The organism is Leptolyngbya sp. AN02str (assembly GCF_050565595.1).
In the GTDB taxonomy this organism is placed as follows: Bacteria; Cyanobacteriota; Cyanobacteriia; order Elainellales; family Elainellaceae; genus Kaiparowitsia.
In genome coordinates, this window is sequence record NZ_JBNXVR010000046.1 from 1 (window position 1) to 26,119 (window position 26,119).

Annotated in this window: 24 protein-coding genes and 1 tRNA gene; 13 read left to right on the forward strand and 12 right to left on the reverse strand. The window is 52.7% G+C overall.

Going from position 1 to position 26,119, the window contains the following annotated elements; all coding sequences use genetic code 11:
* Positions 1–311: 311 nt before the first annotated feature.
* Both ACQ4M4_RS24120 and ACQ4M4_RS24125 read right to left on the reverse strand, forming a co-directional pair.
* Positions 312–1,217 (reverse strand): alpha/beta fold hydrolase, encoded by a 906-nt coding sequence (locus ACQ4M4_RS24120; RefSeq protein WP_430687029.1) that lies wholly within the window; start codon positions 1,215–1,217, stop codon positions 312–314.
* Positions 1,218–1,312: 95 nt separating this feature from the next.
* Positions 1,313–1,531, reverse strand: a complete 219-nt coding sequence (locus tag ACQ4M4_RS24125) for a hypothetical protein (protein WP_430687030.1) — start codon at positions 1,529–1,531, stop codon at positions 1,313–1,315.
* A gap of 209 nt (positions 1,532–1,740) precedes the next feature.
* Here ACQ4M4_RS24125 and ACQ4M4_RS24130 point away from each other — a divergent pair, with 209 nt between their 5' ends.
* Together ACQ4M4_RS24130 and ACQ4M4_RS24135 are read left to right on the forward strand one after the other, a co-directional pair.
* Positions 1,741–2,361, forward strand: coding sequence for an NAD(P)-dependent oxidoreductase (locus tag ACQ4M4_RS24130; protein ID WP_430687031.1), 621 nt, complete (start codon positions 1,741–1,743; stop codon positions 2,359–2,361).
* A gap of 95 nt (positions 2,362–2,456) precedes the next feature.
* On the forward strand, positions 2,457–3,911 hold the full coding sequence (locus tag ACQ4M4_RS24135) for a carotenoid oxygenase family protein (protein WP_430687032.1): 1,455 nt from the start codon (positions 2,457–2,459) through the stop codon (positions 3,909–3,911).
* A 313-nt stretch (positions 3,912–4,224) separates the two neighbouring features.
* On the opposite strand, the gene ACQ4M4_RS24140 is transcribed toward ACQ4M4_RS24135, so the two are convergent.
* The 3 genes from ACQ4M4_RS24140 to rplS form a co-directional block, all read right to left on the reverse strand.
* Positions 4,225–5,640: an FAD-dependent oxidoreductase gene (locus ACQ4M4_RS24140; RefSeq protein ID WP_430687033.1), complete on the reverse strand. Its 1,416-nt coding sequence runs from the start codon at positions 5,638–5,640 to the stop codon at positions 4,225–4,227.
* A gap of 218 nt (positions 5,641–5,858) precedes the next feature.
* Positions 5,859–5,931 (reverse strand) — tRNA-Trp (locus ACQ4M4_RS24145).
* A 114-nt stretch (positions 5,932–6,045) separates the two neighbouring features.
* Positions 6,046–6,408, reverse strand: coding sequence for a 50S ribosomal protein L19 (gene rplS, locus ACQ4M4_RS24150; protein ID WP_430687034.1), 363 nt, complete (start codon positions 6,406–6,408; stop codon positions 6,046–6,048).
* 314 nt (positions 6,409–6,722) lie between these two features.
* On the opposite strand from rplS, the gene ACQ4M4_RS24155 reads away from it, so the two are divergent.
* The 7 genes from ACQ4M4_RS24155 to ACQ4M4_RS24185 all read left to right on the forward strand — a co-directional run bounded on the left by ACQ4M4_RS24155 (position 6,723) and on the right by ACQ4M4_RS24185 (position 14,899).
* The gene (locus tag ACQ4M4_RS24155) at positions 6,723–7,730 is read left to right on the forward strand and encodes an alpha/beta fold hydrolase (protein ID WP_430687035.1); all 1,008 of its coding nucleotides are present in this window, start codon (positions 6,723–6,725) and stop codon (positions 7,728–7,730) included.
* A 203-nt stretch (positions 7,731–7,933) separates the two neighbouring features.
* A complete protein-coding gene (locus tag ACQ4M4_RS24160; protein ID WP_430687036.1) occupies positions 7,934–9,373 on the forward strand; it encodes a TldD/PmbA family protein in 1,440 nt (479 codons plus the stop codon).
* A gap of 236 nt (positions 9,374–9,609) precedes the next feature.
* Entirely contained in the window at positions 9,610–10,968 is a 1,359-nt protein-coding gene (locus tag ACQ4M4_RS24165) for a TldD/PmbA family protein (RefSeq protein WP_430687037.1), read from the forward strand.
* Between the two features lie 264 nt (positions 10,969–11,232).
* Positions 11,233–12,168: a nucleotidyltransferase domain-containing protein gene (locus ACQ4M4_RS24170; RefSeq protein ID WP_430687038.1), complete on the forward strand. Its 936-nt coding sequence runs from the start codon at positions 11,233–11,235 to the stop codon at positions 12,166–12,168.
* A gap of 10 nt (positions 12,169–12,178) precedes the next feature.
* Entirely contained in the window at positions 12,179–12,961 is a 783-nt protein-coding gene (locus ACQ4M4_RS24175) for a nucleotidyltransferase domain-containing protein (RefSeq protein ID WP_430687039.1), read from the forward strand.
* Positions 12,962–13,095: 134 nt separating this feature from the next.
* A complete protein-coding gene (locus tag ACQ4M4_RS24180; protein WP_430687040.1) occupies positions 13,096–13,995 on the forward strand; it encodes an alpha/beta fold hydrolase in 900 nt (299 codons plus the stop codon).
* A 205-nt stretch (positions 13,996–14,200) separates the two neighbouring features.
* Entirely contained in the window at positions 14,201–14,899 is a 699-nt protein-coding gene (locus ACQ4M4_RS24185; RefSeq protein ID WP_430687041.1) for an esterase/lipase family protein, read from the forward strand.
* Between the two features lie 40 nt (positions 14,900–14,939).
* Here the strand turns inward: ACQ4M4_RS24185 and dnaB are convergent, their stop codons facing one another.
* The 4 genes from dnaB to rbsK form a co-directional block, all read right to left on the reverse strand.
* Positions 14,940–16,298, reverse strand: coding sequence for a replicative DNA helicase (dnaB, locus tag ACQ4M4_RS24190; RefSeq protein WP_430687042.1), 1,359 nt, complete (start codon positions 16,296–16,298; stop codon positions 14,940–14,942).
* Positions 16,299–16,775: 477 nt separating this feature from the next.
* On the reverse strand, positions 16,776–17,246 hold the full coding sequence (rplI, locus tag ACQ4M4_RS24195; protein WP_430687043.1) for a 50S ribosomal protein L9: 471 nt from the start codon (positions 17,244–17,246) through the stop codon (positions 16,776–16,778).
* Between the two features lie 128 nt (positions 17,247–17,374).
* Positions 17,375–17,623: a hypothetical protein gene (locus ACQ4M4_RS24200; protein WP_430687044.1), complete on the reverse strand. Its 249-nt coding sequence runs from the start codon at positions 17,621–17,623 to the stop codon at positions 17,375–17,377.
* 317 nt (positions 17,624–17,940) lie between these two features.
* Entirely contained in the window at positions 17,941–18,852 is a 912-nt protein-coding gene (gene rbsK, locus ACQ4M4_RS24205) for a ribokinase (protein ID WP_430687045.1), read from the reverse strand.
* A gap of 327 nt (positions 18,853–19,179) precedes the next feature.
* Between rbsK and ACQ4M4_RS24210 the strand changes: the two genes are divergently transcribed.
* Positions 19,180–19,986 (forward strand): tetratricopeptide repeat protein, encoded by an 807-nt coding sequence (locus tag ACQ4M4_RS24210; RefSeq protein ID WP_430687046.1) that lies wholly within the window; start codon positions 19,180–19,182, stop codon positions 19,984–19,986.
* Here the strand turns inward: ACQ4M4_RS24210 and ACQ4M4_RS24215 are convergent.
* On the reverse strand, positions 19,960–20,802 hold the full coding sequence (locus ACQ4M4_RS24215; RefSeq protein ID WP_430687047.1) for an ABC transporter ATP-binding protein: 843 nt from the start codon (positions 20,800–20,802) through the stop codon (positions 19,960–19,962). The two genes, ACQ4M4_RS24210 and ACQ4M4_RS24215, sit on opposite strands and share 27 nt — an antisense overlap.
* Before the next feature lie 190 nt (positions 20,803–20,992).
* On the opposite strand from ACQ4M4_RS24215, the gene ACQ4M4_RS24220 reads away from it, so the two are divergent.
* Positions 20,993–21,844 (forward strand): ABC transporter permease, encoded by an 852-nt coding sequence (locus ACQ4M4_RS24220; RefSeq protein WP_430687048.1) that lies wholly within the window; start codon positions 20,993–20,995, stop codon positions 21,842–21,844.
* 98 nt (positions 21,845–21,942) lie between these two features.
* On the opposite strand, the gene speB is transcribed toward ACQ4M4_RS24220, so the two are convergent.
* Both speB and ACQ4M4_RS24230 read right to left on the reverse strand, forming a co-directional pair.
* The gene (gene speB, locus ACQ4M4_RS24225) at positions 21,943–22,914 is read right to left on the reverse strand and encodes an agmatinase (RefSeq protein ID WP_430687049.1); all 972 of its coding nucleotides are present in this window, start codon (positions 22,912–22,914) and stop codon (positions 21,943–21,945) included.
* A gap of 144 nt (positions 22,915–23,058) precedes the next feature.
* Positions 23,059–23,862 carry an SAM hydrolase/SAM-dependent halogenase family protein gene (locus tag ACQ4M4_RS24230; protein WP_430687050.1) on the reverse strand — a complete coding sequence of 268 codons (804 nt, stop codon included), beginning with the start codon at positions 23,860–23,862 and terminating at the stop codon, positions 23,059–23,061.
* A 307-nt stretch (positions 23,863–24,169) separates the two neighbouring features.
* On the opposite strand from ACQ4M4_RS24230, the gene ACQ4M4_RS24235 reads away from it, so the two are divergent.
* On the forward strand, positions 24,170–25,030 hold the full coding sequence (locus ACQ4M4_RS24235; protein ID WP_430687051.1) for a CPBP family intramembrane glutamic endopeptidase: 861 nt from the start codon (positions 24,170–24,172) through the stop codon (positions 25,028–25,030).
* A gap of 290 nt (positions 25,031–25,320) precedes the next feature.
* The gene (locus ACQ4M4_RS24240) at positions 25,321–25,929 is read left to right on the forward strand and encodes a DUF3611 family protein (protein WP_430687052.1); all 609 of its coding nucleotides are present in this window, start codon (positions 25,321–25,323) and stop codon (positions 25,927–25,929) included.
* The last annotated feature ends 190 nt before the right edge of the window (positions 25,930–26,119 follow it).

Below are 26,119 nucleotides of genomic sequence, written 5' to 3' on the forward strand. Positions count from 1 at the left end.
CTAGATGGGGACGCAACGCATCTCGAAGTAGAGTAACCTGATTCATGAGGGTTTCATGGACGAATGTGGTAATTCTCATGAAACCCTCTTCTACTCAAGCTTTGCAAGTTTTTGTCCTGTACTTAGGCCCTGTTCATATCGAGACTCATACATGATGCATGAGTCTTGATGAAGCCAATGACAACGCAAACAGCCTGATGAACGGTGCGATCGCACCGTTCATCAGGCACACACAAATCACACACAAATCACACACAAGTCATACCCAAACATACAAAAAATTAAATCCATCGCGAACGGTGTGAAAACGTTCATGATGATGCTTCTAATAATGGCAAAAATTTGCGAATCAACCCAACGGTAAAGGCAGGTAATTCAAGCTGTGGCGTAAAGCCAACATCATTAGAATGATAGAAAAAGCGAATCGCCTGAGGGTTCATTTCAGCCAAACGTCGCCCCACATCCGGCCCTGTAAACTCTGAACCCTTACCCCAAATGAGCGCCGTGGGCACCGTGAGCTGAGAGATGTACAGTGATAAATCAAAGCACAAGTCTCCTCGCACAAAGGAAAAAGCGGCGTATTCTGCATTGGGTTGCTGAGCCGATTGCAGGTAAGCTTCCACAATTTCGGGATAGATGCGATCGGGATGGGAAAACTGGCGCTGCTCCAAATAGTTGCGAATGCCAAAACTAGATGCAACCCCTGCGGTGTAAAGCAACTGGCTTAGCAAAGGCACATTCAGCGTTTTTGCAATTTGGGCCGGGCCACTTGTGCGGTAGTCTTGCCCAAACTCGGCCAATCCCGCCGCTGTGGTCAAAATCAAAGACTTAAACAGCTCAGGTCGGTAAATGGCAGCGCGAATGGTAAACGCAGCCGTAAGCGCTGACGCAATAACCGTCACTGGGCGATCGCATGTTTGCTCAATAAACTCAGTGATGAGCGCGATATAGTCTTCAGCCTGGTAATTCCGCGCTGGATGATTGGATCGACCCCAACCAATGAGATCGGGAGCCAAAATCTCGTAGTCTGCGGCAAAAGCTGGATACACTTTAGACCATTCGTAGGCCGAAGAACCGCCTCCCAAACCGTGCAAAAAGACCAGCTTTTCTCTGGAGCCGCTCTCCGTTGGCCAGGGTTCTCCCTGAGCAGTGTAGTAGACCATGCGGCCCAGTTTGGTCATGATGGAGCGATCGCCAAAGCCAGGAGGGATCAACATGAGTTTCTCATCCGCTAAATCAACATCGATAAATTAGGTTTGGTTGAATCCATCAACTTTAGCAAAGCCTCAAATCTCCAAAACCTCTCCAAAACCTACAAGGTTGGGTTGGGAGGTAGTTTTGGATCGGGTAAGGGCGGAATGGGCTTTGGTTCGGGCTGCGGGGGCATGGGCTCTGGCGTCGGGTCGGGAGGAGTTGGATTTGGCGGTTCGGGCATGGGCTGAGGATCGGGCGCAGGATCTGGAACGGGTTGAGGAGTTGGGCTGGGAGTTGGAGGCTCGTAAATCAGGGTTGTTGCAGTCGCGGTAGCCATGGCTGTTCTCTCTACGCTTCTGCTGCGATCGTAGGAGGGACAAAGCGATCGCCACACCCTCTTTAGACAGAGTGCCCTGTTCTCATCATGTACAACATGATCTCTCATCAGTTGTGCAATCCTATTCAACTGATTCAGCTGATCCCTTTCATTTGACAGAGGGTTTCAAAAAGCCAACTTTTTATGATGAGCAATAAAAGGGAATTACCATGAATTTGCTCATTTTTGGCGCGGCTGGAAAAACAGGCCGCGAGCTTGTTCAGCAGGCGATCGCTCAGGGACACACCGTTACAGCCTTTGTTCGCCATCCCGACAAACTGGACATCCAACATGCGAACCTGCGTGTGGTTCAAGGCGATGTTACCCATGCAGAGGCTGTACAGCAAGCCGTACAAGGACAAGATGCCGTGTTTTCTGCCCTCGGCTCTTCGAGTTTGAAGAAAAATCCCGCCCTTGTTGAAGGGATTCGCAATATTGTACAGGCAATGGAACAGCATGGAGTGAAACGTTTCGTTTATCAGTCTTCGCTGGGAGTTGGTGATAGTCGCGATCGCGTTAACTTTTTCGTTCGCTTTATTGTTCTTCCTTTTGTCCTCAAAAATGCGATCGAAGATCATGCAGAAAAAGAGCGCATCATTCAACAAAGTTCACTAGATTGGGTCATTGTTCGTCCTGCTGGATTAACAACTGGGCCATATACCAAAGATTACAAACATGGCGAATCCATTCAGTTTGGCATGAAAATTTCTCGGGCTGATGTTGCGGATTTCATGCTGAATCAAATGAGCGATCGCACTTACGTACACAAAACACCAGGTGTGTCCTATTAAGTAACCGTTAATTAACCGCAGCTAAGCGGTTCTAGCTCACTAGGTCCAGTTACATGACCCAAATCAGCTAATTCTTCGCACTTCAAAGATCAACCATGCAAACCATTTCTCCATCAAAGTCCTACTCATTAGAGGACTGGCGCGGCGGCAACCGTTCCCTTAAGCAAGAGTTTGATTACGCGATCGAGGATATGGACGGTGAAATTCCTCACGAGCTGAATGGCACCCTGTATCGCAATGGGCCTGGACTTCTGGATATTTTTGGCCAGCCAGTTGCCCATCCATTTGATGGAGATGGCATGATTTGTGCGATCGCCTTTTCGCAAGGACAAGCCCACTTCCGTAACCGCTTTGTACGCACCGAAGAATACTGTGCCGAGCAAAAAGCAGAACGCATGCTATACCGGGGTGTGTTTGGCACCCAAAAACCTGGCGGATGGCTCGCCAATGCCTTCGATTTGCATAAGAAGAACGTTGCCAATACCAACGTCATCTACTGGGGCGATAAACTGATGGCGCTGTGGGAGGCATCCCATCCCCACCGCATCCATCCCACAACGCTAGAAACGATGGGAATTGCAACGCTAGATGGCGTACTGCATCGGGGTTCGCCCTTTGCTGCCCATCCCCTAATCGATCCAGGCAATGAGCACCGGGAACCCCGACTTGTTACCTTTGCAATTCAGCCAGGGCCACAAACCACCATTACGGTATACGAGCTAAACTCGGATGGCACCGTTGTGCAACAACACGATCACAACATTCCAGGGTTTGCGTTTATCCACGATTTTGCAATTACCCCAAACTATTGCCTGTTCTTTCAAAACCCAGTGACATTCAACCCCATCCCCTATGTGGTCGGTTTGCGCGGAGCCGCAGAGTGTATCACGTTTCATGGCGATCGCCCCACAAAAATTTGGGTCATTCCTCGAAATGAGTCTGGCTCGATTCAAGAACTTCAAGCCGATCCTTGCTTTGTCTTTCATCATGCCAACGCATTTGAGCAAGACAAAACCATCATCGTCGATTCTGTCTGCTACGAAGACTTTCCCAAAGTTGATCACAATCTCAACTACCAAGAAACCGACTTCGATACCCTGCATCCGGGGCAACTTTGGCGCTTTCACATCAACTTAGAAGCTCAAACGGCAACCCGAAAACAGTTGGTCAGTCGTTCCTGTGAGTTTCCTTTTATTCACCCCGCATTGATTGGCCAGCGACATCAGTGGGTCTATTTGGCAGCCGCCCACCAGACTAAGGGCAACGCGCCTCAGCAAGCTCTACTGAAAGTTCATGTCGATACTGGAGAACAACAGGTTTGGAGTGCAGCCCCCAAAGGCTTTACCGGAGAACCAGTGTTTGTGCCCAGGCCCAACAGTACCCAAGAAGACAACGGTTGGGTACTAGACCTAGTGTACGATGCAGCTCACAACCGCACAGATATCGTCATTCTAGATGGCAAAGACTTCAGCCAAGGGCCGATCGCCCGCCTCCATCTCAAACATCACATTCCTTATGGATTACACGGCTGCTTTCATGCATCTACATAGATTGAATTCCTACTCTGAAATCTGAGCGATTTTCTGCAACCCATATTTTCGGATCTGCTTACTGTTCAAGAATATTTGCAGAATATTGGCAATTCCATTGGGTGGGTTCATCCCCTAGACCGTACTTGCCGTCATGAACGCCAGTTTCGACTCAGGCTTTTTCCGAGCCAGAACTGGCGTGGTTTTATGCATTCACAGAGGTATCCGTAGTCTGTTCGCAAAATAGTTTCAAACTCTAACCGTTCGCGATCGCTCTTTCATCTCTCTGAGAGATATCCAAGGCGATCGTTCACATTCACGATTCATCCACAATTCATATCGAGAATAATTCTTCTGCGCTGGATGGATGAATCCCGATGGCGGTATCCAAATCTGGCTTAGTTAAACCCAATTTGAGTGCAACAGCAAGACTTTGAATCATGTCTACTGCACCATCCCCCACAACATGAATACCAAGAACACGCTCTGAATCTTGCTGATTCACAATCACCTTCATAAACGTCTTCTCATTCCACCCGGTCAGGCAATAAAGCAAAGGCTGAAATTGGGTACGGTAGCAAACCACAGCATCTCCAAACGTCTCTCTGGCCTGAGTTTCAGACATGCCAACGGTTGCAGCTTCTGGATGGGATGACAGAGACATCGGCACCCAGTCTAGCTGAACCGTTCGTGGCTTACCACCAAATTCGGTATCTGAAAATATTCGCCCCTGAGCGATCGCACTAGGCGTTAATGGAATCCGTTCTGTACAGTCTCCAATTGCAAAAATATGGGGCTGTGTCGTACAGCTACGTTCATCCACCCAAATTGCTCCCAATTCCGTTCGTTGAACCCCAACGCTTTTGAGATTTAACCCAGACAAATTCGGCTGTCGAGTCGCATCCACTAACACACTATCAAGCTTGAGCGACTTCACACTTCTAGACTCTTCACTTCCAGATTTTGCACTCTTAGACTCTGCACTCTTAGACTCTGCACTCTTAGACTCTGCACTTTTAGATAATGTCAGACACAACTCAGAGCCATCCTTCTCAATCTGGCTTACAGTTGCCTTAGGAAGAATCTGCACTCCCATTTTGAGCAAGCGCTCCTGAATTTGCAGACTCAGTTCAGCATCCAGTTCTGAAAGAAGTCGCTCTTCGGCAATCACTTGCGTAACCTCGGAGCCCAAAGCCTTCAAACTGCCAGCAATTTTCACACCGATCGGATCACCACCAATCACGGCAACAGTTTTGGGTTGCTCTGGCAAATAATACAGTTCATGCCAGGTCATGGTGTGCTCAATTCCAGGAATATCGGGCTTGGATGGCTTGGCTCCCACCGCAATTAACATTCGCTCTGCCGTTACAGAATGCTGATCGATCTGCACCGTGTGAGCATCTAAAAAATGAGCATGCCCATGGATGAGCTGTACACCTGCATCTTGCAAATGCTGTCGATGTAGCTCGTTGAGATGCTGAATATGTTGCACTTCTGCAGACACAAACCGCGACCAATCAAACTCGCGCCGACATTCTTGCCAACCGTAACTTGTTGCAACTCGCTCCAATCGGTTAAAGCTAGCCGCATAATCCAACAGTTTTTCTGGAATGCAACCGTAGTTTACACAGGCACCACCTGGTTTGGACCGTTCTGCGATCGCCACCCGCGCACCATAAGTAGCCGCTCGCTCAGCAGCGGCCAACCCTCCCGAACCTGCCCCAATCACCAATAGATCATAGTCAAACATCAGTTGAACTTGTTGCTGAACTTAGGAGACTGTAGGGCGATCGCCCAACATTCAAACTCCACACCCACAGCCTAGAGGCATGAACCCAGATTTCCCTCCAACCCTTGAGGCATATTCACCCGCTTTGCATCTCAAACTTTGGGCTGAAAAAATTCATGGCAAATAACGCAAAAACGCTGAGCTTCGTAAAAAATAGAAGGCTCAGCGTCTTCGTTGGACGCGCCCTGGAGGACTCGAACCCCCGACATCAGGTTTTGGAGACCTGCGTTCTACCAACTGAACTAAGGACGCTTGTTTTTCTTTTCTTTAGCTTATCAGGTAAATGGTTATCAGCCTTCAGCAAATTTGAATTCATTTTGGACTGGAAATTCAATGTAGGCCAAAGGCTGGCTACCATACCCATCTTTACAGAGAGCGATCGAACCGCTGCTTGATTCGAGTGGCCTTACCAATGCGATCGCGCAAGTAGTAGAGCTTCGCCCGACGAACCTTACCACGACGCAGCACCTTAATGCTTTCAATGCGAGGGGAATGAACAAGGAACACCCGCTCAACACCCACACCCTGAAAAATACGACGAACGGTGATAGTTTCGTTCACGCCACCATTGCGCATTGCAATCACGGTGCCTTCATAAGGCTGAACCCGTTCTTTGTTACCTTCTCGAATGCGAACCCCAACTTTGACCGTATCACCTACGTAGATGACGGGTACATCTTCTTTCAAGTGCTCCGCTTCAATCGAGCGGATGATTTCCTGCGCGCTCATGGCTTTATCAAAACTCACAATCATTTATCATAGTCCCCCGATTGGCGATTAGTCTAGATCGATTTTTCCAAACCTCTCAAACCTAACAATTTTAGGACTTACGCACTTCCTACGAAAAACCAGGGGATTGAATGATTTTTGGAGCGCTAAGCGCTCCAAAAATCATTCAACTGCGTAAGTCCTGAATTTGAGTCAGAAAGCGCGCGATCGCGAGTAGAGGACAGCATCGAGTCCGGCGTGGATGAGCAGCATTGGGGCCAGTCCCCTGAGCATGCTTGATCTGAGCTATGCAGCAAATGAGATACTAATCAGATATGGAAGCTATTTCTAATTCTCACAATTTGCTCACCGAGCCAACGTCGATCGCCTTGGTAGAGGCAATCAAGCGAACTTCGGTCACGATAGCCTGGGATCGCCCGATGCGCCGCCCGTGGCTAGGCACGCCAGCCCTCCGCCGGAGCGATGCAAATACGACCCCAGAAATTCCTGGTAATCCGGCGATCGCCAGTCTCACCACAACCTATGTGCGCCAAGGCACAGGCGATGCTCCCATCCTGCTGCTGCATGGGTTTGACAGTTCCGTGATGGAGTTTCGGCGGCTGTTGCCCTTGTTAGCCCCTCATCGGGAAACATGGGCTGTGGATCTGCTGGGATTTGGCTTTACAGAGCGATCGCCACACGTTCCCATTACGCCCGCGACCATTGACACTCACTTGTTTGCCTTTTGGCAGCAGTCCATTGGCAAACCTGTGATTCTGGTCGGAGCTTCGATGGGGGGAGCCGCTGCGATCGCCTTTGCCCTGGCCCATCCCGAAGCCGTCCAGCAGTTAGTCTTGCTCGATAGTGCCGGCTATAGCGTAGGGCCATCCATGGGTCGCCTGGTGATTCAGCCCGTAGGTCAGTTGGCAACGCAATTTCTACGCAGCCCCAAAGTTCGCCAAAATATTGCCGTCAAAGCTTATTACAATCCAGAGCTGGCCTCTGCCGATGCAGCCACCTGCGCTGCCCTGCACCTGCGAGAGCCGGGTTGGCAGCAAGCCCTCATTTCGTTTACCCAGTGTGGCGGATATCGATCGTGCAAGCAGCAGTTGGCCCAGCTCAGCCTGCCAACTCTGATTTTGTGGGGCAAGCAGGATCGCATCCTCGGGACAGCAGATGCCGCAAAATTTCAGCGAGCGATCGCCAACAGCCAGCTCATTTGGGTCGATGAATGCGGCCATGTTCCCCATTTGGAGCAACCTCAGCAAACAGCCGATCATATTCTGGCCTTCATTCAAACCCTAGCACCCCAGTCTTCCACCTCTCAGCCCAGCAATCTTTGAGCCCACCCTTTGGGCTCCACACAAACCATTGCCTTGCGACCCTACAAATTTCTCGCGTTTACCATCTCGACAGCTCATGAGTTTGTCACTCTGAATACCAGCAGAGTTCTACAAAATTGATTACCTTGAAAGAACATTTGAACCCAGCCTCACACTGCTAATTCTTAGCGCTCGACTGCACCGTTACCCCACTCCACCCCACCATGATCTCCGACCTACAACACACGCTCTCTACCCTGGATATGCCTGCCGATTGGGTTGGGCTCCGCGCTGTTCAAGAAATTGCCTCGTATCGACAAGTCCGCGATGGCTTACCCGAGGCAAACCACACGTCTCGCGATGGCGGCGTGATGGTTGAAGTGATGGTGAATGGTCAGTTGGGATATGGCGCGGTCAACTCCTTCCATCCAGACCGCATTCGCGACGCTGCCCACACGGCATTTCGTCAAGCCAAGGCCGCCAGCGAGTGGGCCATTTTTGGCATGACTCCGGCTGTGCGTCCCCGCGTGGTGGGCCAGTATGCATCGCCCTTTGCCAAACCCTTCGATGCCCTTTCTCCCGGCGAAGTTAACGAAGTCCTAATTCGCCTGTGCCAATTGCTCAAAGCCTCGGATCAAATTGTGCAAACGACGGCGATCGCCTCTACCAAGGATGTAGAGACCTGGTACGTGAGTTCCAACGGCTCCGAGGTTTACCAAAAATTTGCACTGATCGAAACTCACTACGGAGCCACCGCCCAAAACGGCAGCGTGGTACAGCAGCGCAGCAACAATGGCATGTTGGCCCACTGCTACCAGGGTGGATGGGAGTTATTTTTGAACAGCACCTTGTGGGATAGGGCCAGTCAAATTGGAGCGCAAACGGTAGAGCTGCTCACCGCCGAAGAATGTCCCACTACTCAAACCACCCTGGTGCTGGCTCCCGATCAAATGATGCTGCAAATTCACGAAAGCGTCGGCCATCCGCTCGAAATCGATCGCATTTTGGGTGATGAGCGCAACTATGCAGGCGGCAGCTTTGTCAAACCCCAAGACTTTGGCAACCTGTCCTACGGTTCCTCGCTGATGAACATTACGTTTAACCCCAGCGTTACGGGAGAGTTTGCCAGCTACGAATTTGATGACACGGGCAACCCCGCAACTCGGGAGTATCTGATTAAGGAAGGGGTATTGCAACGGGGTTTGGGTAGCCTGGAAAGCCAAGTGCGATCGGGCATTCCCGGTGTCGCCTGTGCCCGGGCTTCGTCGTGGAATCGTCCACCCATCGATCGCATGGCCAATCTGAATTTGGAGCCTGGTAGCGACTCCCTCGATGACATCATTCGCGACATTGAGTATGGCGTTTACATGGAAGCAAATCGCTCATGGTCGATTGATGATCAGCGATACAAGTTTCAGTTTGGTTGTGAATATGCCAAGCTGATTGAAAACGGAATGCTCACCAAGACTTTGCGCAATCCCAACTATCGCGGTACAACGCCAGAATTTTGGCACAGTTTGGCTCGGATTGGGGCCAACGAAACTTGGGAAATGTATGGGACTCCCTATTGCGGTAAAGGTGAACCGAATCAAGCAATCCGGGTTGGCCATGGTTCCCCTGTGTGTGTGTTTGAAGGCATTGAAGTTTTTGGTGGGGGTTCGTAGTTCCTTCTGTAATTTGTTGGAAATGCGATCGCCCATTTTATATCAACGATCATCACCCATCGGTTGTGATGTTTTGTAACTTAAGCGATCGCACAAACATCGCACAGACAATGTCCTGTTGCAGAAATATATGCAGAGATATTGTTTCTCTTAGTTTCTCTTAAGCGTCCCTTGCTTCGTTTCACATTGCATTCCATCCCATCAACCTTAGAATCAATTCCAGGATATCCCCAACCATGTCGCAGCAATTGGAGCTTAGCCCCACCGAGCATTTTGAATCCATCTTTTTTACCATCCAACAAGCGATCGCCGCCGAGCTACAAACCGAAGAACAGTTCACGCTATCACTCATTGGGGAAAGCAGCCAATTCATGCGGTTTAACGGGGCCAAAGTGCGCCAAACGGGCAGCGTTACCGATTGCAGTGTCACCCTCAGTCTCATGGCGCATGAGCGTACCAGCAGTCAAACCATGTCCTTGATGGGCGATCGCGATCGCGATGTTGCCGCAGGGTTAGCAATGCTGCGAGCCCTCCGGCAAGAATTACCTCAACTTCCGGTCGATCCCTACCTGGTATTGCCCTATGGCAATGCCACCAGCCACGACGTTTACCAGGGGCAGCTGTTAGCTCCCGAAGCGATCGCCCATACCATTCTCACTCCCGTTGCCGGTCTCGATTTCACCGGCATTTATGCGGGGGGATCTTTGCTGCGGGGCTATGCCGATTCGGTGGGGCAGCGGCACTGGTTTGCGACCGATACCTTCGCGTTGGATTATTCCATCTTTACCGCCGATGGGCAGGCGGTCAAAGGTACGGTTGCCGGCAGCGAGTGGAACCCCGACACCTACACCACCAAGCTCGCCGACTCAAAACTTCAACTTGAACGTCTCGCCCAACCGCCCAAATCCATTCCCAAAGGTCAATACCGCACCTATTTGGCCCCCGCTGCGATCGCCGAACTCATCGCCATGTTTTCTTGGGGGGGCGTGAGCGAATCTGCACTTCAGCAAGGGGCGAGCGCTCTGGCCATCCTGCAACGGGGGGACAAGCAGCTCTCTCCCAAGTTCTCCCTCAAAGAAAACTTTCGGCGGGGTGCCGTTCCCCGGTTCAACACCCTGGGTGAGATTGCCCCCATTGAGTTGCCGTTGATCGAGCGGGGCAAGCTAGTGAACACGCTAATCAGCTCCCGAACGGCCAAGGAATATGGCAAAGTTGCCAATGGAGCCAACGATGGCGAAGGGCTGCGATCGCCCGAAATTGCTCCAGGCACCCTGGAACCTACCCAAGTTCTTGCGGCTTTGGATACAGGGCTTTATTTGTCCAACCTGCATTACCTGAATTGGAGCGATCGCCCCACCGGACGTATCACAGGCATGACCCGCTACGCCTGCTTTTGGGTGGAAAACGGCGAAATTGTGGCCCCCATCGAAAACCTGCGCTTCGACGAAAGCCTTTATCAATGCTTTGGCCCCAATCTCATCGACCTCACCACCACGCAAGACTTCATCCCCGAAGTCGGCACCTACGATCACCGCAGCCTCGGTGGCAGTTGGGTTCCCGGTGCCCTCATCGACAACTTCACCTACACCCTGTAGTGCTTGCGCGAGCAGCCAGGTAGACCCTCCAACTGGCATACGACTGGTACTCCACAATCATTGTTCACCGTGGGGCTGACGGGGCACAACAAAACCTGACGGATGAACGGTTACGCAACTTCGCCGTGCAATCATTCATGCGCCAGAAAAGCGATTCGGGCAGAGCGATTCGGGCAGGCGGCCTATAGTTCAGCCATTCTGATCCCACCGGATGGGGAAATCCATGCTACAAATACTACAAGCAGTTTCTTGCGATATCGCTGCATGGCTTTGGTACCAGATTCTGTTCATTTAATCATTCCGGTCGGCACCCAGGTCGTTAGCCGCATTGAAGTCAAAAACGCGGCAGGAGAGGTCTTGTGTTTACGCGGTGCAGTAGGGGTGATCGTCAAGTCACCAACTGACAATTCCCATCGCTATCGGATTGAATTACCCAACGGCACAGCCGTTAATTTGCAGAGAACCGAGTTCAGCATCCGTAAGCATTTTCAAAAAGCAGGATTGGAAACACCCGAGCAGGCGTTAGAGGATCTGAACCTTTTTGAGCATGTTATTTACCGCTGCATTGTGGGTTCAAGAGCATATGGTTTGGATGGGGCAGAGTCAGATACAGATCGTCGCGGCATCTACTTACCTCCCGCAGATATGCACTGGTCTCTATACGGCATTCCTGAACAGATTGAACACAAGGAAGAACAGGAATGTTATTGGGAACTGCAAAAGTTTTTGATTCTAGCGTTGAAGGCCAATCCAAACGTTTTGGAATGTCTCTACACGCCTTTAGTAGAAACGGCAACACCGATCGCACAAGAACTCTTGAACCTCAAAGACATCTTTTTGTCGCAGTTGGTATATCAAACCTATAACAGTTATGTGTTGTCGCAGTTCAAGAAAATGGAACAGGATTTGCGATCGACAGGTACCATTCGCTGGAAGCACGCAATGCATTTGATTCGCCTTTTGTTATCCGGGATTACCATCTTGAAGCATGGGTTTGTGCCTGTGCGAGTCGAAGAATACCGCGATCGCCTACTCGCCATCAAACACCAACACCTCTCGTGGGAAGAGGTAGATCGGTGGCGCTTAAGTTTGCACACCGAGTTCGATCGCGCCTTTGCCTCCACCCAGTTACCCGAACGCCCCAATTACGAAAAGGCGAACGCGTTTCTGATCGAAGCGCGGCGCAGCATGGTCACCTAGTAATACAACCATGTACGAAACTGATTCTCGACTGCATCCAGTTATTGCTCAACAGCCCTATCCGCTGCTGTTTGTCACCATTAGCGGCGCGCACCTGTATGGTTTTCCATCCCCCGATTCTGACTTTGATTTACGAGGAATTCATCAATTACCGCTACCAGAACTGGTGGGTTTAGAAACCGGGCCAGATACCATTGAGCAGTCCTGCTTTCAAGAAGAATTGCAAATTGATTTGGTCATCCACGAAGCCAAAAAGTTTTTTGGTTTACTGCTGAAGCACAATGGGTATGTCTTGGAGCAGCTCTATTCTCCGCTGGTGGTACGATCCACACCCGAACATGCGGAATTAAAGGCGATCGCACAAGGCTGCATCACTCGCTATCACAGCCATCACTACTTGGGCTTTGCCAATACCCAATGGCGACTATTTGAGAAGGAAAATCCACCCCGAGTTAAGCCACTGCTGTATTTGTATCGCGTCCTGCTCACTGGCATGCACCTCATGCAAACGGGCGTAATTGAAGCAAACCTGCTCACGCTCAATCAAAAATTTCAGCTCCCTTATTTAGACGAGTTCATTGCAATGAAGGTAACGGGTGCAGAAAAAGCCACACTGGCCACCCATGATGTGGAATTCCATCGGAAAGAATACCTGCGGCTCCGTCAGGCGTTGGAAGCAGCCCACCACACCAGCCATTTACCCAATGAACCTTCTGCCCAGTCCGATTTGCATGAATTGCTCTTGCGGTTGCGGTTGGGCGATCGCAGCGCTCATAACCTCCCAACATCCTGATTAAGCGTCCTGATTGGATGATTGCCTTCCTCAAGTGCCGACCAACCCGTCACTGCACAACAGCAACCTTAGAGCCCGTGACGCTACTGATCTCACGTTAAAATGAAGATTAGTAACGTTTGACGGATAACGCTGTGACTGCCCAACCTGTTCTTTCCCCCAGCTTTTCCAGCCATACCTGGACTTGGCGTGGCCACGCAATTCGCTACGCCGTTCAGGGTCAAGGACAACCCCTCGTCCTGATCCATGGATTTGGTGCCGCCATCGGCCACTGGCGCAACAATATTCCAGTCCTGGCCGAAGCGGGCTACAAAGTCTTTGCCATTGACTTGCTGGGCTTTGGCGGCTCAGCCAAACCCGCCCTCGACTACACCGTGGATCTATGGGTTGAGCAGCTGCGAGATTTTTGGGCAGAGCACATTCAAACCCCTGCTGTGTTTGTGGGCAATTCGATTGGCGCGCTGCTGAGCATGATGGTGATGGCGCAGCACCCCGAAATTGCCAACGGTGGCGTGTTGCTCAATGCGGCAGGTGGCCTCAACCACCGTCCCGAAGAACTGAACCTACCCCTTCGGTTTGTGATGGGTTCTTTCACCAAACTCGTTACCTCCGAGCTGACGGGGCCATTTCTGTTCGAGCAAGTGCGCAAAAAGCATCGGATTCGGCGATCGCTCATGCAGGTCTACCGCGACCATACTGCCATCACCGACGAGCTGATTAATCTGATTTACGAACCCAGCTGCGACCCTGGCGCCCAAAAAGTATTTGCCTCGATTCTGGCGGCTCCTCCTGGTCCCACCCCCAGCGAGCTGTTGCCGCAGATTTCCCAACCGCTGCTGGTGCTTTGGGGCGAAGCCGACCCGTGGACTCCCATCGCCGGAGCCAAAATCTACCAAAACCTAGCTGCCAAACACCCCGATCGCGTCACCTTCCACGGCATTCCCAACACCGGGCACTGCCCCCACGACGAACGGCCCGAAACGGTGAACCAGTACATTTTGGAATGGCTCAAAACAGTCAGCCTGACAGTCTAAAGCCATTTCATTGTGGATTTTAGATTTACGATTTGCGATCGCGGGCCAGCACAAAGCGTCACGCTGACGCTCAAGCCTCCTAGGTTACCCAACCCATCCACAGTGGTTAGCCCCACCCCACTTCCTCTTTTTCCCTAGCCCCCAAATCCTAAATCCTAGCCCCTTCCCCACTCCCAACTCCTAACTCCCGACTCCCTCTCCCCTTATGCCACTCCCCACCGTCATCCTCCCCGGCTACCTCGCCGGAGCTGGCCCCTACCGCGAAATGGAGCAAGCGCTCGAAAGTCTGGGCTTTGTTGTCGCCACGGTTCCGCTCAAGCGTTCTGATTGGTTTCCCACGTTGGGGGGGCGATCGGTTACGCCGATTCTGGAGCAGTTGGATGCAACGGTGAAGCGGGTACAGGATAAAACTGGGAGCGATCGCCTCAATCTAGTCGGCCATTCGGCAGGGGGCTGGATTTCGCGAATTTATTTGGGTGAGGTGCCTTACCTGATCCATGCGGGCGATCGCACCAAAACTGGCTTGTGGAAAGCCCATCCCCAAATCTCAACCCTAATCACCTTGGGCACGCCCCACACCAGCCAAGAGCGCTGGACCAAACGCAACCTCAACTTTGTCAAAGACAACTATCCCGGTGCGTTTTATCCCACCGTTCGGTATATCTGCGTTGCAGGCAAATCCATTTACGGACAGCGATTGCGCAGTTGGTTCGCCCACAGTAGTTACGAACTCACCTGTGGCCAGGGCACCTGCTGGGGCGATGGCATCACCCCCATCGAAGCCGCCCATCTCGACGGGGCAACCAACCTCACCCTAGAAAACGTGCTGCACTCACCTAGACCCGGCAAACTCTGGTACGGCAGTGCCAGCATTGTGCCACATTGGGCCACATACCTGCAGTAGCACACGCTAGGCGTCGATCCCCATACATCGCCCGAATGCCCTATCCAGCTCGGTTAGGCGAAGCCAAGTTGCGAAAACGCGTGAACTGCGGCTCAAACAATAGCTTGACTGTGCCAATGGGACCATTTCGGTGCTTGGTCAAAATCACTTCGGCAATGCCGCGATCGGGCGTATCGGGATTGTAGTACTCATCCCGGTAGAGCATGACAATTAAGTCTGCATCCTGTTCGATGGCACCCGATTCCCGCAAGTCTGACATCATCGGACGCTTGTTTGTTCGAGCTTCTACACCACGGCTTAGCTGAGACAGGGCAATCACAGGCACATTTAGCTCCCGTGCCATTCCTTTCAGCGCACGGGTCACCCGCGACAGTTCTTGCACCCGGTTTTCAGAACCGCTACCCTCCATCAGCTGCAAGTAGTCAATCAGCACCAGCCCCAAAGCACCGCCCTGCTCAGCCTGCAAGCGCCGCAGTTTGGAGCGCATATCAGTTACCGAAATGTTCGGCGTATCATCAATAAAAATCGGCATTTGCGACAACGCACTAATGGCGTAGCCCAACGGCTCCCACTCATTTTGGCTAATGCGGCCCGATCGCAGCCGTCCGCTTTCCACCTGAGCCTCGCTCGACAACAAACGGTACACCAGCTGCTCTTTCGACATTTCTAAGCTGAAGATGGCAACGGGCAGTTTGTGAAACGCCGAAATATTTCGAGCGATGTTGAGACAAAAGCTTGTTTTTCCCATGGCGGGTCGTGCCGCCGTAATGATCAGGTCCGATCGCTGGAACCCCTGAGTCATGGCATCCAGGTCATAGAACCCGCAGGAAATCCCCGGCAGCACCATGCCCAACGAACGGCTTTCGATATCAGAAAACGTGGAGGTCAAGATATCGGATGTGGGCACCAGCGCCTGGTTGGGGCGAGATTGGGTAATGCTAAAAACCTTTTGCTCCGCCTGATCCAGAATATTTTCTAATGGGGTTCCCGTCTCGTAAGCGAGATAGCTAACCTCGGTGCCGACCTGAATCATGCGGCGGCGCACATACTTGTCATTCACCAACTGGGCATACTGATCGATATTTACCGCACTCACGGTGCGATCGACGAGTTGGGCAATGCGAGCCTGCCCACCCACTTTTTCGAGGGTGCTCTGGTCGTGCAGATAGCTGGCCACGCTCATGAGATCGGTCGGCTGCCCCTGGCCCATCAAGGTCAAGGCGGCACGGTAAATTTCTTGATGGGCGGTAATGTAAAACGCTTCGGGACGCAGAAGCTCTGCCACCCGGCCAATGGCTTCAGGATCGAGCAAAATGCCACCCAAGATGGCCTCTTCCGCGTCAATATTTTGCGGAGGCAGGCGATCGCTGTATGCTTGAAAGTTAAGTTCTTGAACCATAAATGGCAGAGTCGCAGCAGCGAGAACACTCGAACCGTAACCGAGTACCAGACGAAGTCCACCACACGCCCCTAAGCTTACACAGCCGAAGCCAACATAGCTAAATTAGGGAAACCCTACCCATAGTAGGCGATACGACTTTTGTGTCTAGCGAACTCTAGATGTGGAGTAGCCTCATTATAAGGGGCAATCGCTCTGAAACGGGGCCTCTGGCACGAAAGTCCACAAACCGAGGCACAACAAGCACCAGTTGTGATTGCATGGCCTGTTTTTGTCCCATTCCGCACCCTATCACCGTTGGCTGAATCACTCAGCCGAGGACACGCCCACGATGATCATGAGCGTGCGATCGCCAGCTTCCAGCGCTACAACCTCAATATCAGCAACAATTCCAATACAAAAGTACTCCACAACATCTATTGTTGCAGAGTACTTCCGTACTGATTGATTAAATTCACGAAATCTTTATATCGGCGGCTATTCAGCGGCTGCAGTCGCAACCACTTCGATCGCGACAGTTGCAGACACCTCAGGATGAAGCTTCACCTCAACCGAGTAACTGCCAAGCTTGCGCACTTCAGGCACATCTACACCACGGCTATCGACTTCGATACCCGATGCAGCCTGAATGGCTTCGGCCACTTCGCGGTTGGTCACAGAACCAAAGATGGCATCTTTTTCGCCAGCTTGCTTCTCGATCTGAATCGCAGGCAGCTTCTCGAGTGCAACCTTTTGCACGTCGGCATCTTTCTTCATCTCGGCTAGGCGCTTGCGCTCTTCTTCGCGACGACGCTCAACCTGTCTCAAAATTCCGGGAGTTGCATTCACTGCCAACCCTTGAGGTAGCAGATAGTTACGAGCGTAGCCGGGCGCAACTTCTACCAAATCGCCCGATCGCCCGAGTTTGTAAATATCCTGGTTCAAAACCAACTGCACACGTTTCGCCATGAGCCTTCCCAATAAACCAACTTCCGATGATACCAAACAGCCCGGAGCGATCGCAACAACTCATCCAGGAAAACCCGACGAATTCAGGCCCATCCGTTTCCCAACTGTTTCTAAGTTCACCGACTCCACTAGGAGAAAAATTGACGCCACACAGCGCCCACAGCCGCACCCGAACCCGCAACCAATCCCATAATGCCGCCTTCAATCGCAGCCTGAGTTGGAGATTTGGTCACGCATTCGTAGGTTGGATGGTCAGATTCCACGCATTTGGTATTTTCTGCCAGTGCAGCACTGCTGTTGAGCACAACGCCCGATACAGCACACACCGCAAACAATAGCAAAAACCGGAACTCTTGCTTTTTAGGATGATTGGCCATAGTTGTGTGGGAACGCCCGTTTAAGTTACGTCTTTGGATAGATTACCCATCTACAACGGTTTGATAGCACTTTCCGCAGCGATCGCTAGAACTTATATTTCAGCACTGATCAGAGAAAATCCATGAGCCTGCTAGAAAGCATTTGCGAGTAGGAACCGCTCTACCCGGTCTCTGCAACCTAACCGCAATGAATGGGCAATCCACGATCGAACAGGTGATGCTAGAGACATTCATCTCAAATCCTCAAACGAGACGACCAAGCTATTTAGTTAGTTCCGCCTCAAGATAGAGATTTTCTCTGTACTATAGCCCCGAATTCACGCTAAAAACGCGTCTAACGCCTCGCGAGTTGGCAAGGAAGGCTGTGCCCCAGCTTTGGTCACCGACAGGGCTGCAACCGCCGCCGCTTGCCGGGTGGCTTGCGCCAAGTCGAGTCCGCTGGCGATCGCCGCCGCCAGTCCGCCATTAAACGCATCCCCCGCCGCAACCGTATCAATCGCCTGCACCGGAAAGCTAGGGATTTCAAACTGCTCGGTCGGCGTTACACACAGAGCCCCCTGCCTGCCCAGTTTCAAAATTACTGTGTGCACTCCGCGCGATCGCAGTGTGGTGGCGGCTTGTAGGGCAGAGGCGCGATCGCTCACCGGAAACCCCACCAGTTGCCCAGCCTCCACCTGATTAGGCGTGAGGATGTCTATCAGGGGATACAGCTCAGCCGGTAAATCCGTGCGAGCGGGAGCCGGATCGAGAATGACCGTCACGCCAGCCGCTTTGGCCGCTTTGGCCGCTTCTACCACTACGGGCAACGGCACCTCCAACTGAAGCAGCAACACACTGGCGTCCGGCAGTCGCTCCTTTAACCGATCGACATGGGCCGTGCCCATCCGCCCATTGGCTCCTGGCACCACAATGATGTGGTTTTCGCTGGCGTCATCCACTGCAATCACTGCAACTCCAGAATGGGTTGACTCATCCACCAAAATGCGATCGCACCCAACTCCATCGGCCCGCAGCGCCGCAAGCAGCGTTTGCCCAAAGCCATCATTGCCAACCTGACCAATCATTTCCGTTGCCACGCCCAACCGCGCCACGGCAACCGCCTGGTTTGCCCCCTTGCCACCCGGAATGGTTTCAAACGAATGGCCCGTCAAGGTTTCACCCGGTTTAGGTAAATGGGGCGTACGGGCAACAAGATCCATGTTGAGGCTGCCAAACACAAGAACGGTCATAGTTTAGCGGTAAACGTGAAACAGAACGTCTCTATTGTGCCTGGAGCATGGCGTTCTGGCGCAATGTGGGGCAAGGAGGCTGTTCATGCCAATGAGACTGGACTTACGCATTGATGTTGTGGGTAGGGGGCTTCGCCCCCTACCCACAACATCAACACACCAGATTTAGTGGGCTTGCGTAAGTCCTGTGAAAGATTCATGTCAGGAATCGGGCGATCGCAGCGGGTTTACCCAGCCTCGTGACGTTCTCAAAATTCATCCAGCCAAATCACAAAAAGTCCAACTCAGTCCGTTTGCGGAATGGGTGAAATCTGTCATGATCAGACTATGTTAAGAAATTTATTGTCCCTCATTCTCATGGTGCTGGTGTGGCTGGGTGGCGCACTGCCAGTCGCGGCCCAAAGCCAACCCGAGGTTGTTTCTGTCAATGTGGAGCAGCTCAGCGACCTACGCGAACAAGCGTTTACCGCAACAAACCAGGGCAATTTTGCGCTGGCAGAAACCTACTGGACGCAAATTTTGGATCAGATGCCAGACAGTGCGGCAGTGTGGAGTAATCGCGGCAATGCTCGGGTGAGCCAAAACAAGCTGGAAGAGGCGATCGCCGATTATAACAAGGCGATTGAGCTGGCTCCCGACGCGCCCGATCCCTATCTCAACCGAGGCACCGCCTGGGAGGGGTTGCAGCAGTGGGACAAGGCGATCGCCGATTACAACACCGTGCTGTCACTAGATCCCAATGATCCCGCTGCGTACAACAATCGTGGCAATGCCGAAGCTGGCAAGGGGAATTGGGACGTGGCGATCGCCGACTACAAACACGCCGCAGAACTCGCCAAAGATTTTGCCTTTGCCCGCGCCAACTATGCGCTGGCGCTCTACCAAGTTGGCCAAACGGATGACGCCATTCGCGAAATGCGCAACATTGTGCGCAAGTATCCCCGCTTTGCCGATATGCGCGCCGCTTTGACCGCCGCGCTATGGGTCAACGGTCAAAAGGGCGAAGCCGAGAGCAACTGGTTTGCGGCCCTTGGCCTCGACGCTCGTTATAAAAAAATTGACTGGGTGAACAATGTGCGCCGCTGGCCTCCAGCCATGAGCGCCGCGCTAGAGCGCTTTCTCAACCTGCAATAGCCCTTGGGATTCATCGCGCAAAGCATGGAGAATCTGGCGCTTCATCTCGACAAATTCGGGAGAGAGCTTAATGTCTAGATCTCGCTGTTCGGGCAGAGCGATCGCCTGCTCTAGTTTGATGTGTCCTGGATTGCGGCCCATCACATAGACTCGTTGCGACAGGAAAATGGCCTCTTCCACATCGTGAGTAATCATGAGCACGGTGACGTGGGTTTGCCGCCACAGCTCCAACAAAAACTGCTGCATCTGCTCTTTGGTTTGGGCATCGAGGGCGCCAAAGGGTTCATCCATCAGCAACACTTCGGGTTCGTTGGCCAAGGCACGGGCGATCGCCACTCGCTGTTTCATCCCGCCAGAAAGCTGTTTGGGATAGGAATGGGCAAACGCCGTTAGTCCCACCACATTCAGGTAATAGGCCACACACTCTTGCTGCACCGCTTTGGGGAGTTTGCGCAGCTTCAGCCCAAAGGCAACATTTTGCGCCACCGTTAGCCAGGGGTACAGCGTATAGCCCTGAAACACCATGCCGCGATCGGCACCCGGCCCGGGCACCACCTCGCCATCCACCCGCACCTGGCCAGAGGTGGGCGGTACCAGTCCCGCAACAATGTTGAGCAGCGTTGACTTTCCGCAGCCCGATGCCCCCACCAAACACACAAACTCACGTGGATGCAGGACTAAGTTCACCTCCTGCAAAACCGTCAACGATCTGCGCCGAGTCGTGTACTGCTTCGTGAGCTGCTGCACCTCTAGCTTGGGGCGATCGCCCCTCTGCCAGGAATTGGACATAGATTCGGTAAACGGTTGATCCAGCATAGAGCCACAAAACTTTTGGCAGGCATTAGGTCAGTCTCTCCATTAAGCAGGGGTCGCCGCCCAACAAAAAGTAGTGGCCGCTACAGAGTCGAACAGAGCGATCGCTCAACAATACGCCTGAGCATCTTTCCCTGAGGTTCCCTGGGGTTTTCCATGTTCACCGTCTTCTCAACCTTGTCACGAAACCTCTATGTCCGTAGTACACGACCGCTCAAACCCGCCGTCCATACCTACCAAGCAGTTTCTCCAGCCTTCAGTCTTTTGGAGTATTCGGCAGGGGTTTCCGGTTGGCTTGTCCGTGGTGCTGATGGTGGGGGCGATCGCCCTTCCCATCCTGCTGTGGGCGCTTATAAGCTATGGCGGCTGGGTGCGGCCTATCTTTTTGCCAACCCCAACTGCTGTCGTGCAAGCAGGGTCAGCGTTGTTGCAAGAGGGTCTAGTCACCGATGTGATGGCTAGTTGTAGCAGGGTGGCAGGTGGATTTCTACTAGCAGCCATTGTGGGCGTTCCGATTGGCTTGCTCATGGGCACCTTTCACAGCATGGATCGCATGTTTGCGCCATTGGTTGGCACCGTACGCTACATGCCAGTCGTGGCCTTTGTGCCCCTGCTGGTAATTTGGGTTGGCCTCGGCGAAACCTCCAAAATCCTCATCATCTTCCTCGGAGTAGTGCTGTACAACGCCATCATGGTGGCCGATGCTGTCAAATTCATTCCCAATGACCTGATCAACGTCGCCTACACACTGGGGGCCACCCGTCGCGATGTGCTGCTTCAGGTGATTATGCCCGCGACTTTTCCAAGTGTGCTAGATACGCTGCGAGTCAACATCTCCGGCGCATGGAACTATCTGGTGATTGCCGAACTCGTCGCCGCTCAAAATGGTTTGGGGTTCCGCATCGTGCAATCTCAGCGCTTTCTACAAACCGACAAAGTGCTATTTTGCATCGCGCTCATTGGTGTGATTGGTCTTCTACTGGACTACCTGCTGAAGTGGATCTCGCGCCAGCTCACACCCTGGGCCGACCAAACTCGCCATTAATCCCGCCATGTCGTGCACCTGAGGGATGGATCAGTCGAAGTGCTCATGTTTACCTCCGTGTCTCGTCTGCGACCATGAGCACTTTTGGGAAGCAGTCCCTAGATCCCGATGGATCGCTGCCGCTCTAGCGCCACCAGCGACAGAAACTCGTATCCCAACTGGGCACCCAGGTGTGCTGTAATCTGCCCATGATCCATGGCTGGCAATACCTCCACCACATCGCCGCCCACCCAGTTAAGTCCGGTGCAGGCTCGCAGATAGGCCAACCCCTGAAACGTGGTGGGACCACCCACCTCTGGCGTTCCCGTTCCTGGTGCATAGGCCGGATCAAAAAAGTCCACATCAAAGGACAAAAACGCCTTGGCATCGCCAACGGTACGCCGCACCAAATCGCCAATTTCCTGAGGGGTGCGCGGCAGCAGCTCGGTGGTGGTCAACACAGTAAAGCCCATATTTCGCGCCATTTGTAAATCGCTGGGATCGTACAGAGGACCACGCATACCCAATTGGAGCGATCGCTCCGGCAAAATCAGTCCTTCTTCCACCGCACGGCGAAACGGCGTTCCATGCGTATATTTGTGGCCAAAGTAGCTATCCCACAAATCGCCATGCGCATCGAAATGTACCAGCGCCAGGGGGCCATGTACCGCTGCCAGCGCCCGCAACTCCCCCAACGCCACACTGTGATCGCCCCCAATGCCCAGCGTGATCACGCCAGCCTCCGCCAACGGTTTGAGGGTTTTGGTAATGGCATCCAGGCTATCTTCAATAAACCCTGGCACAACCGGAGCATCGCCAAAATCCACACAGGACAGGGTTTCAAACACTTGCACATTCAATTCGGGATTGTAGGGGCGCAACAAGGCTGAGGCACCGCGCACCGCCTCGGGGCCAAACCGGGCACCCACCTTGAACGTCGCACCCGTATCGAACGGGAGGCCGACGATTGCCACATCCACATCCGTTGGGTCTTGCACATAGGGCAGGCGGGCAAAGGTGCGAATGCCAGCAAAGCGAGGAGATTCGAGAGAGTTAGCGGGTTGGTAGCGAGGTTTGCGAAGTTGTTGCATAGAAAAAATAGGAAGTGGGGAATTGGGAGTGGGGAGTGGGGGAAGGGGCTAGGGTTTAGGGTTTTGGGGCTAGTTTTGGGTTAACCGGGCAGGAGGAAGCAGGAGTGGGGTTGACGATGCCATTGGGTCGTCACGATGGGTGGGTTACGATTCCACATCTGTTTGCAGGATGCTCACGGTTTGGCCGATGCGGGGTTTGCCAAAGCGCTCCCAGGCATTGCCGCCACGCAAAAATAGTTCCATCCAGCGAATGGGCTGGCCGTTGGGGTCGAGCCAGCCGGAGCTGCCGGGAGCCAGAGCCAACGTTCCTTCAGAGACGCGGAAGCTACCATCAGAGTAGACGGCATCGCTCACTACATCGCCAACGCGAACCACCACTTTGGTTTGGGGAGCCAGGGTCATGGTGTGGGCGGCCAACGTCGTCTTGATATTGCCATAGCCGTCGATCCAGGCGATGCGATCGCCCGGTACATCGGGAATATCGTGAGCGCTGATGGGATCGCCGACCAAGCGAAAGTCAGCCTGGGCGATCGCCATGGCCGCCGTAGGAAACACATCTCGCGAGCGAAACTGGGAGCCACCCCGATCCACATTGACCATATGGATCGTTTGCGCCAGAGACTTCACAAACGAGAGTGTGTAGCCGGCATTCACGCCTACTACTTTCACACCATTGGGCAGCAGAACATAGGTCAGCCCTTCGCCTTCATTGTTGCGTCGGGCTTGGGGATCATCTTGTCGAGGGGCGCAATTGTGATAGATCAAGCGATTGGGATTGCCCGGATTGAGCCCCAGCTGAGCGATCCAAAAGCCCGTCGCTAGGGTGTTAAAAGGTGGCACCGACAACCAATGCACCTGAGCTGTTGGCATTGCCAGCAACAGCCGCTGCGTCACCTCCAAAAACGCAGGATCGCCCGTTCCATAGTCTGCAATCAGAGAAATTAGCATAAACCACCCATCCCAGATATGAGTTGCGCCAGCGGCGCACTCTTGACCGTGAGGGGATGTTCATCCCCTTACTTGCTGTAATAAGCCAAGCCAGAGCCAGTCACATTGCTGCATCACAAAATGACATAATGAACCCCAAGCGCTAGACCCATCGTGATCGCCAGGTTGCTTCGACCGTGATTTTTTGAAAGTACTTGCTCAGCAAGATCAAAAAATTACAATTTCCAATCAGCGCATTGAGCCCAATGGATGCAGGTTGCGTTGTGGTCTAGTGGTGCTCTGTTGTCCCTTCACTTAGAGTCTACCGTTGCAGTTCAATCCTACTCAGCTTGCTGGTTTACCGTTTTTTGCCCGAATTGGCGCTTTTTTAGGGCTGCTTGGGCTGGTATGGCTCCCCTTTGCTGGACTCATTGCTTGGCAAATCGAGGATGCCAATACGGTCACAATTTTGGCGATGTCGTTGCTGTTTGTTGAGTTTTTATTTTTTCTGCGCTGGTGGGGACACCGGGTTCACCGCATTCCCCAAGTTTTTGCTCACTATGGACTGGTGCGATCGCCCAAGAATGGAGCCGAGTTCGCCTGGGGGCTGGGGCTGGGGCTGGGGGTTTTGGGGGTGATGTTTGGGGTGCAGGGCTGGCTGGGCTGGCTGACTTGGCAACCGTCAGAGACTTGGCTGCGGTTTTTGGTCGAGGGTTTGCTGGTGGGGTTGGGCACCGCCCTAGCCGAAGAATTGGTCTTTCGCGGCTGGATTTTGGATGAACTTCAGCGCGATTTCAAACCTGCGATCGCCCGCTGGGGAAGTGCGATCGCCTATTCAGTCCTGCATTTCATCAAGCCACTGAATGAAGTGTTAGTGCTCCTGCCTCAGTTCTTTGGCCTGTGGCTTTTGGGGATGGTGCTAGTTTGGGCAAAAACAGCCACCCAGCGGCTCGGCTTACCCATTGGCATTCACGCAGGCTTTGTGTGGGGCTATTACCTGATTGCAGTCGGCAAACTGGTGCGCTACACCGGGCAGGTTCCCGACTGGGTCACGGGCCTTCACAACAACCCTCTGGCGGGTCTGATGGGGCTGGTGTTTTTGTTTGGTCTAGCGATTTACCTCCGTCGCTATGCCCTCACCCAAGCCAAGGCTGAACCTGCCACACTTCAATCCAATACGCTTCATTAAAGTTCTCAAACTGTCTTGAAACATGAGTGATGAATAAGCTGAAAAGCCCTGAACCAAAACTGACGTTCTTGAGGCTCTGACAACAATGTGCAGAGCCGCCATAGACCGAATTCATGGCTCTGAGCCAGCTTTCTCCCAGCAGTCTACTTAGCAATTCAGACAGATTTGGGCTGGGCAGACTAAAATGATGGACATCTGACGATGCGCAGATAGCGATCGCGCTGATGCTCGATGCCGAACGTTGAGCCATCTTCAGAAGAATCTGAAACTTCCATCAGCCATTTTTTGCTATGTCAAGCCAGCTCGATTCTTATACGCTTCCCCCTGCTGTCAAGCGCGTTGCCAATGCCTTCCGTCTCACAGGATGGGTTAGCTTCTGGGCACAGGCCGCCATGGGAATCATTTCAACACTGGTCTTGTTCTTTAGCAGCCTATTTATCAATACCAATCGCACCATTCCCAACATTCCCAATGTGGGAAGCACCGTTGTCCGTAGTAACAATCCTGGATTAGGTTTTGGCTTGTTTCTCACAAGCGGTGGGCTTATTGCTCTATATTTAGGCATTTTTTGGGCCTTCCGCTATGTGCAACTATCGCGTCGGCTCAAGTCGTCCAAAACGCAGTCTCGTCCCAAGCGGGGCGATGCCTTTCAAATTCTGCGTAACGGGCTCGTCATCAGCATCATTGGCATGTTTTTAACGCTGCTAGGTGCTTTTTCTATTGTGGGTGCTCTGGTTGGTAAATCGTTTCAGTTTGGGGTGACCCTGGGGGGGCTGCCGTCCAACTTTATTGAGGGTGCCGACATTTTTACCGTTCAGGGCGCATTGCTGGTTTTGTTTGGCCATTTCTTGGCGACCGTGTCGTCGCTGTGGCTGCTGCGCACCATGAACCGACAGTAATTTGTAGCACTCGTTGGAATGAGGGCCGTTTTTTTCAGCTGTTGATGACATTTTTATTGAACAGACTGGTGAGTGGCGATCGCCCTCTCCCATATCCACAAACGTGCTCAAACGTTTGGCTAGTCCTGGTTCCAGGCTAGATCGTTCATGCTTCACGCAGGCGATCGCAGCAATTGCTATGGCTAGAGTA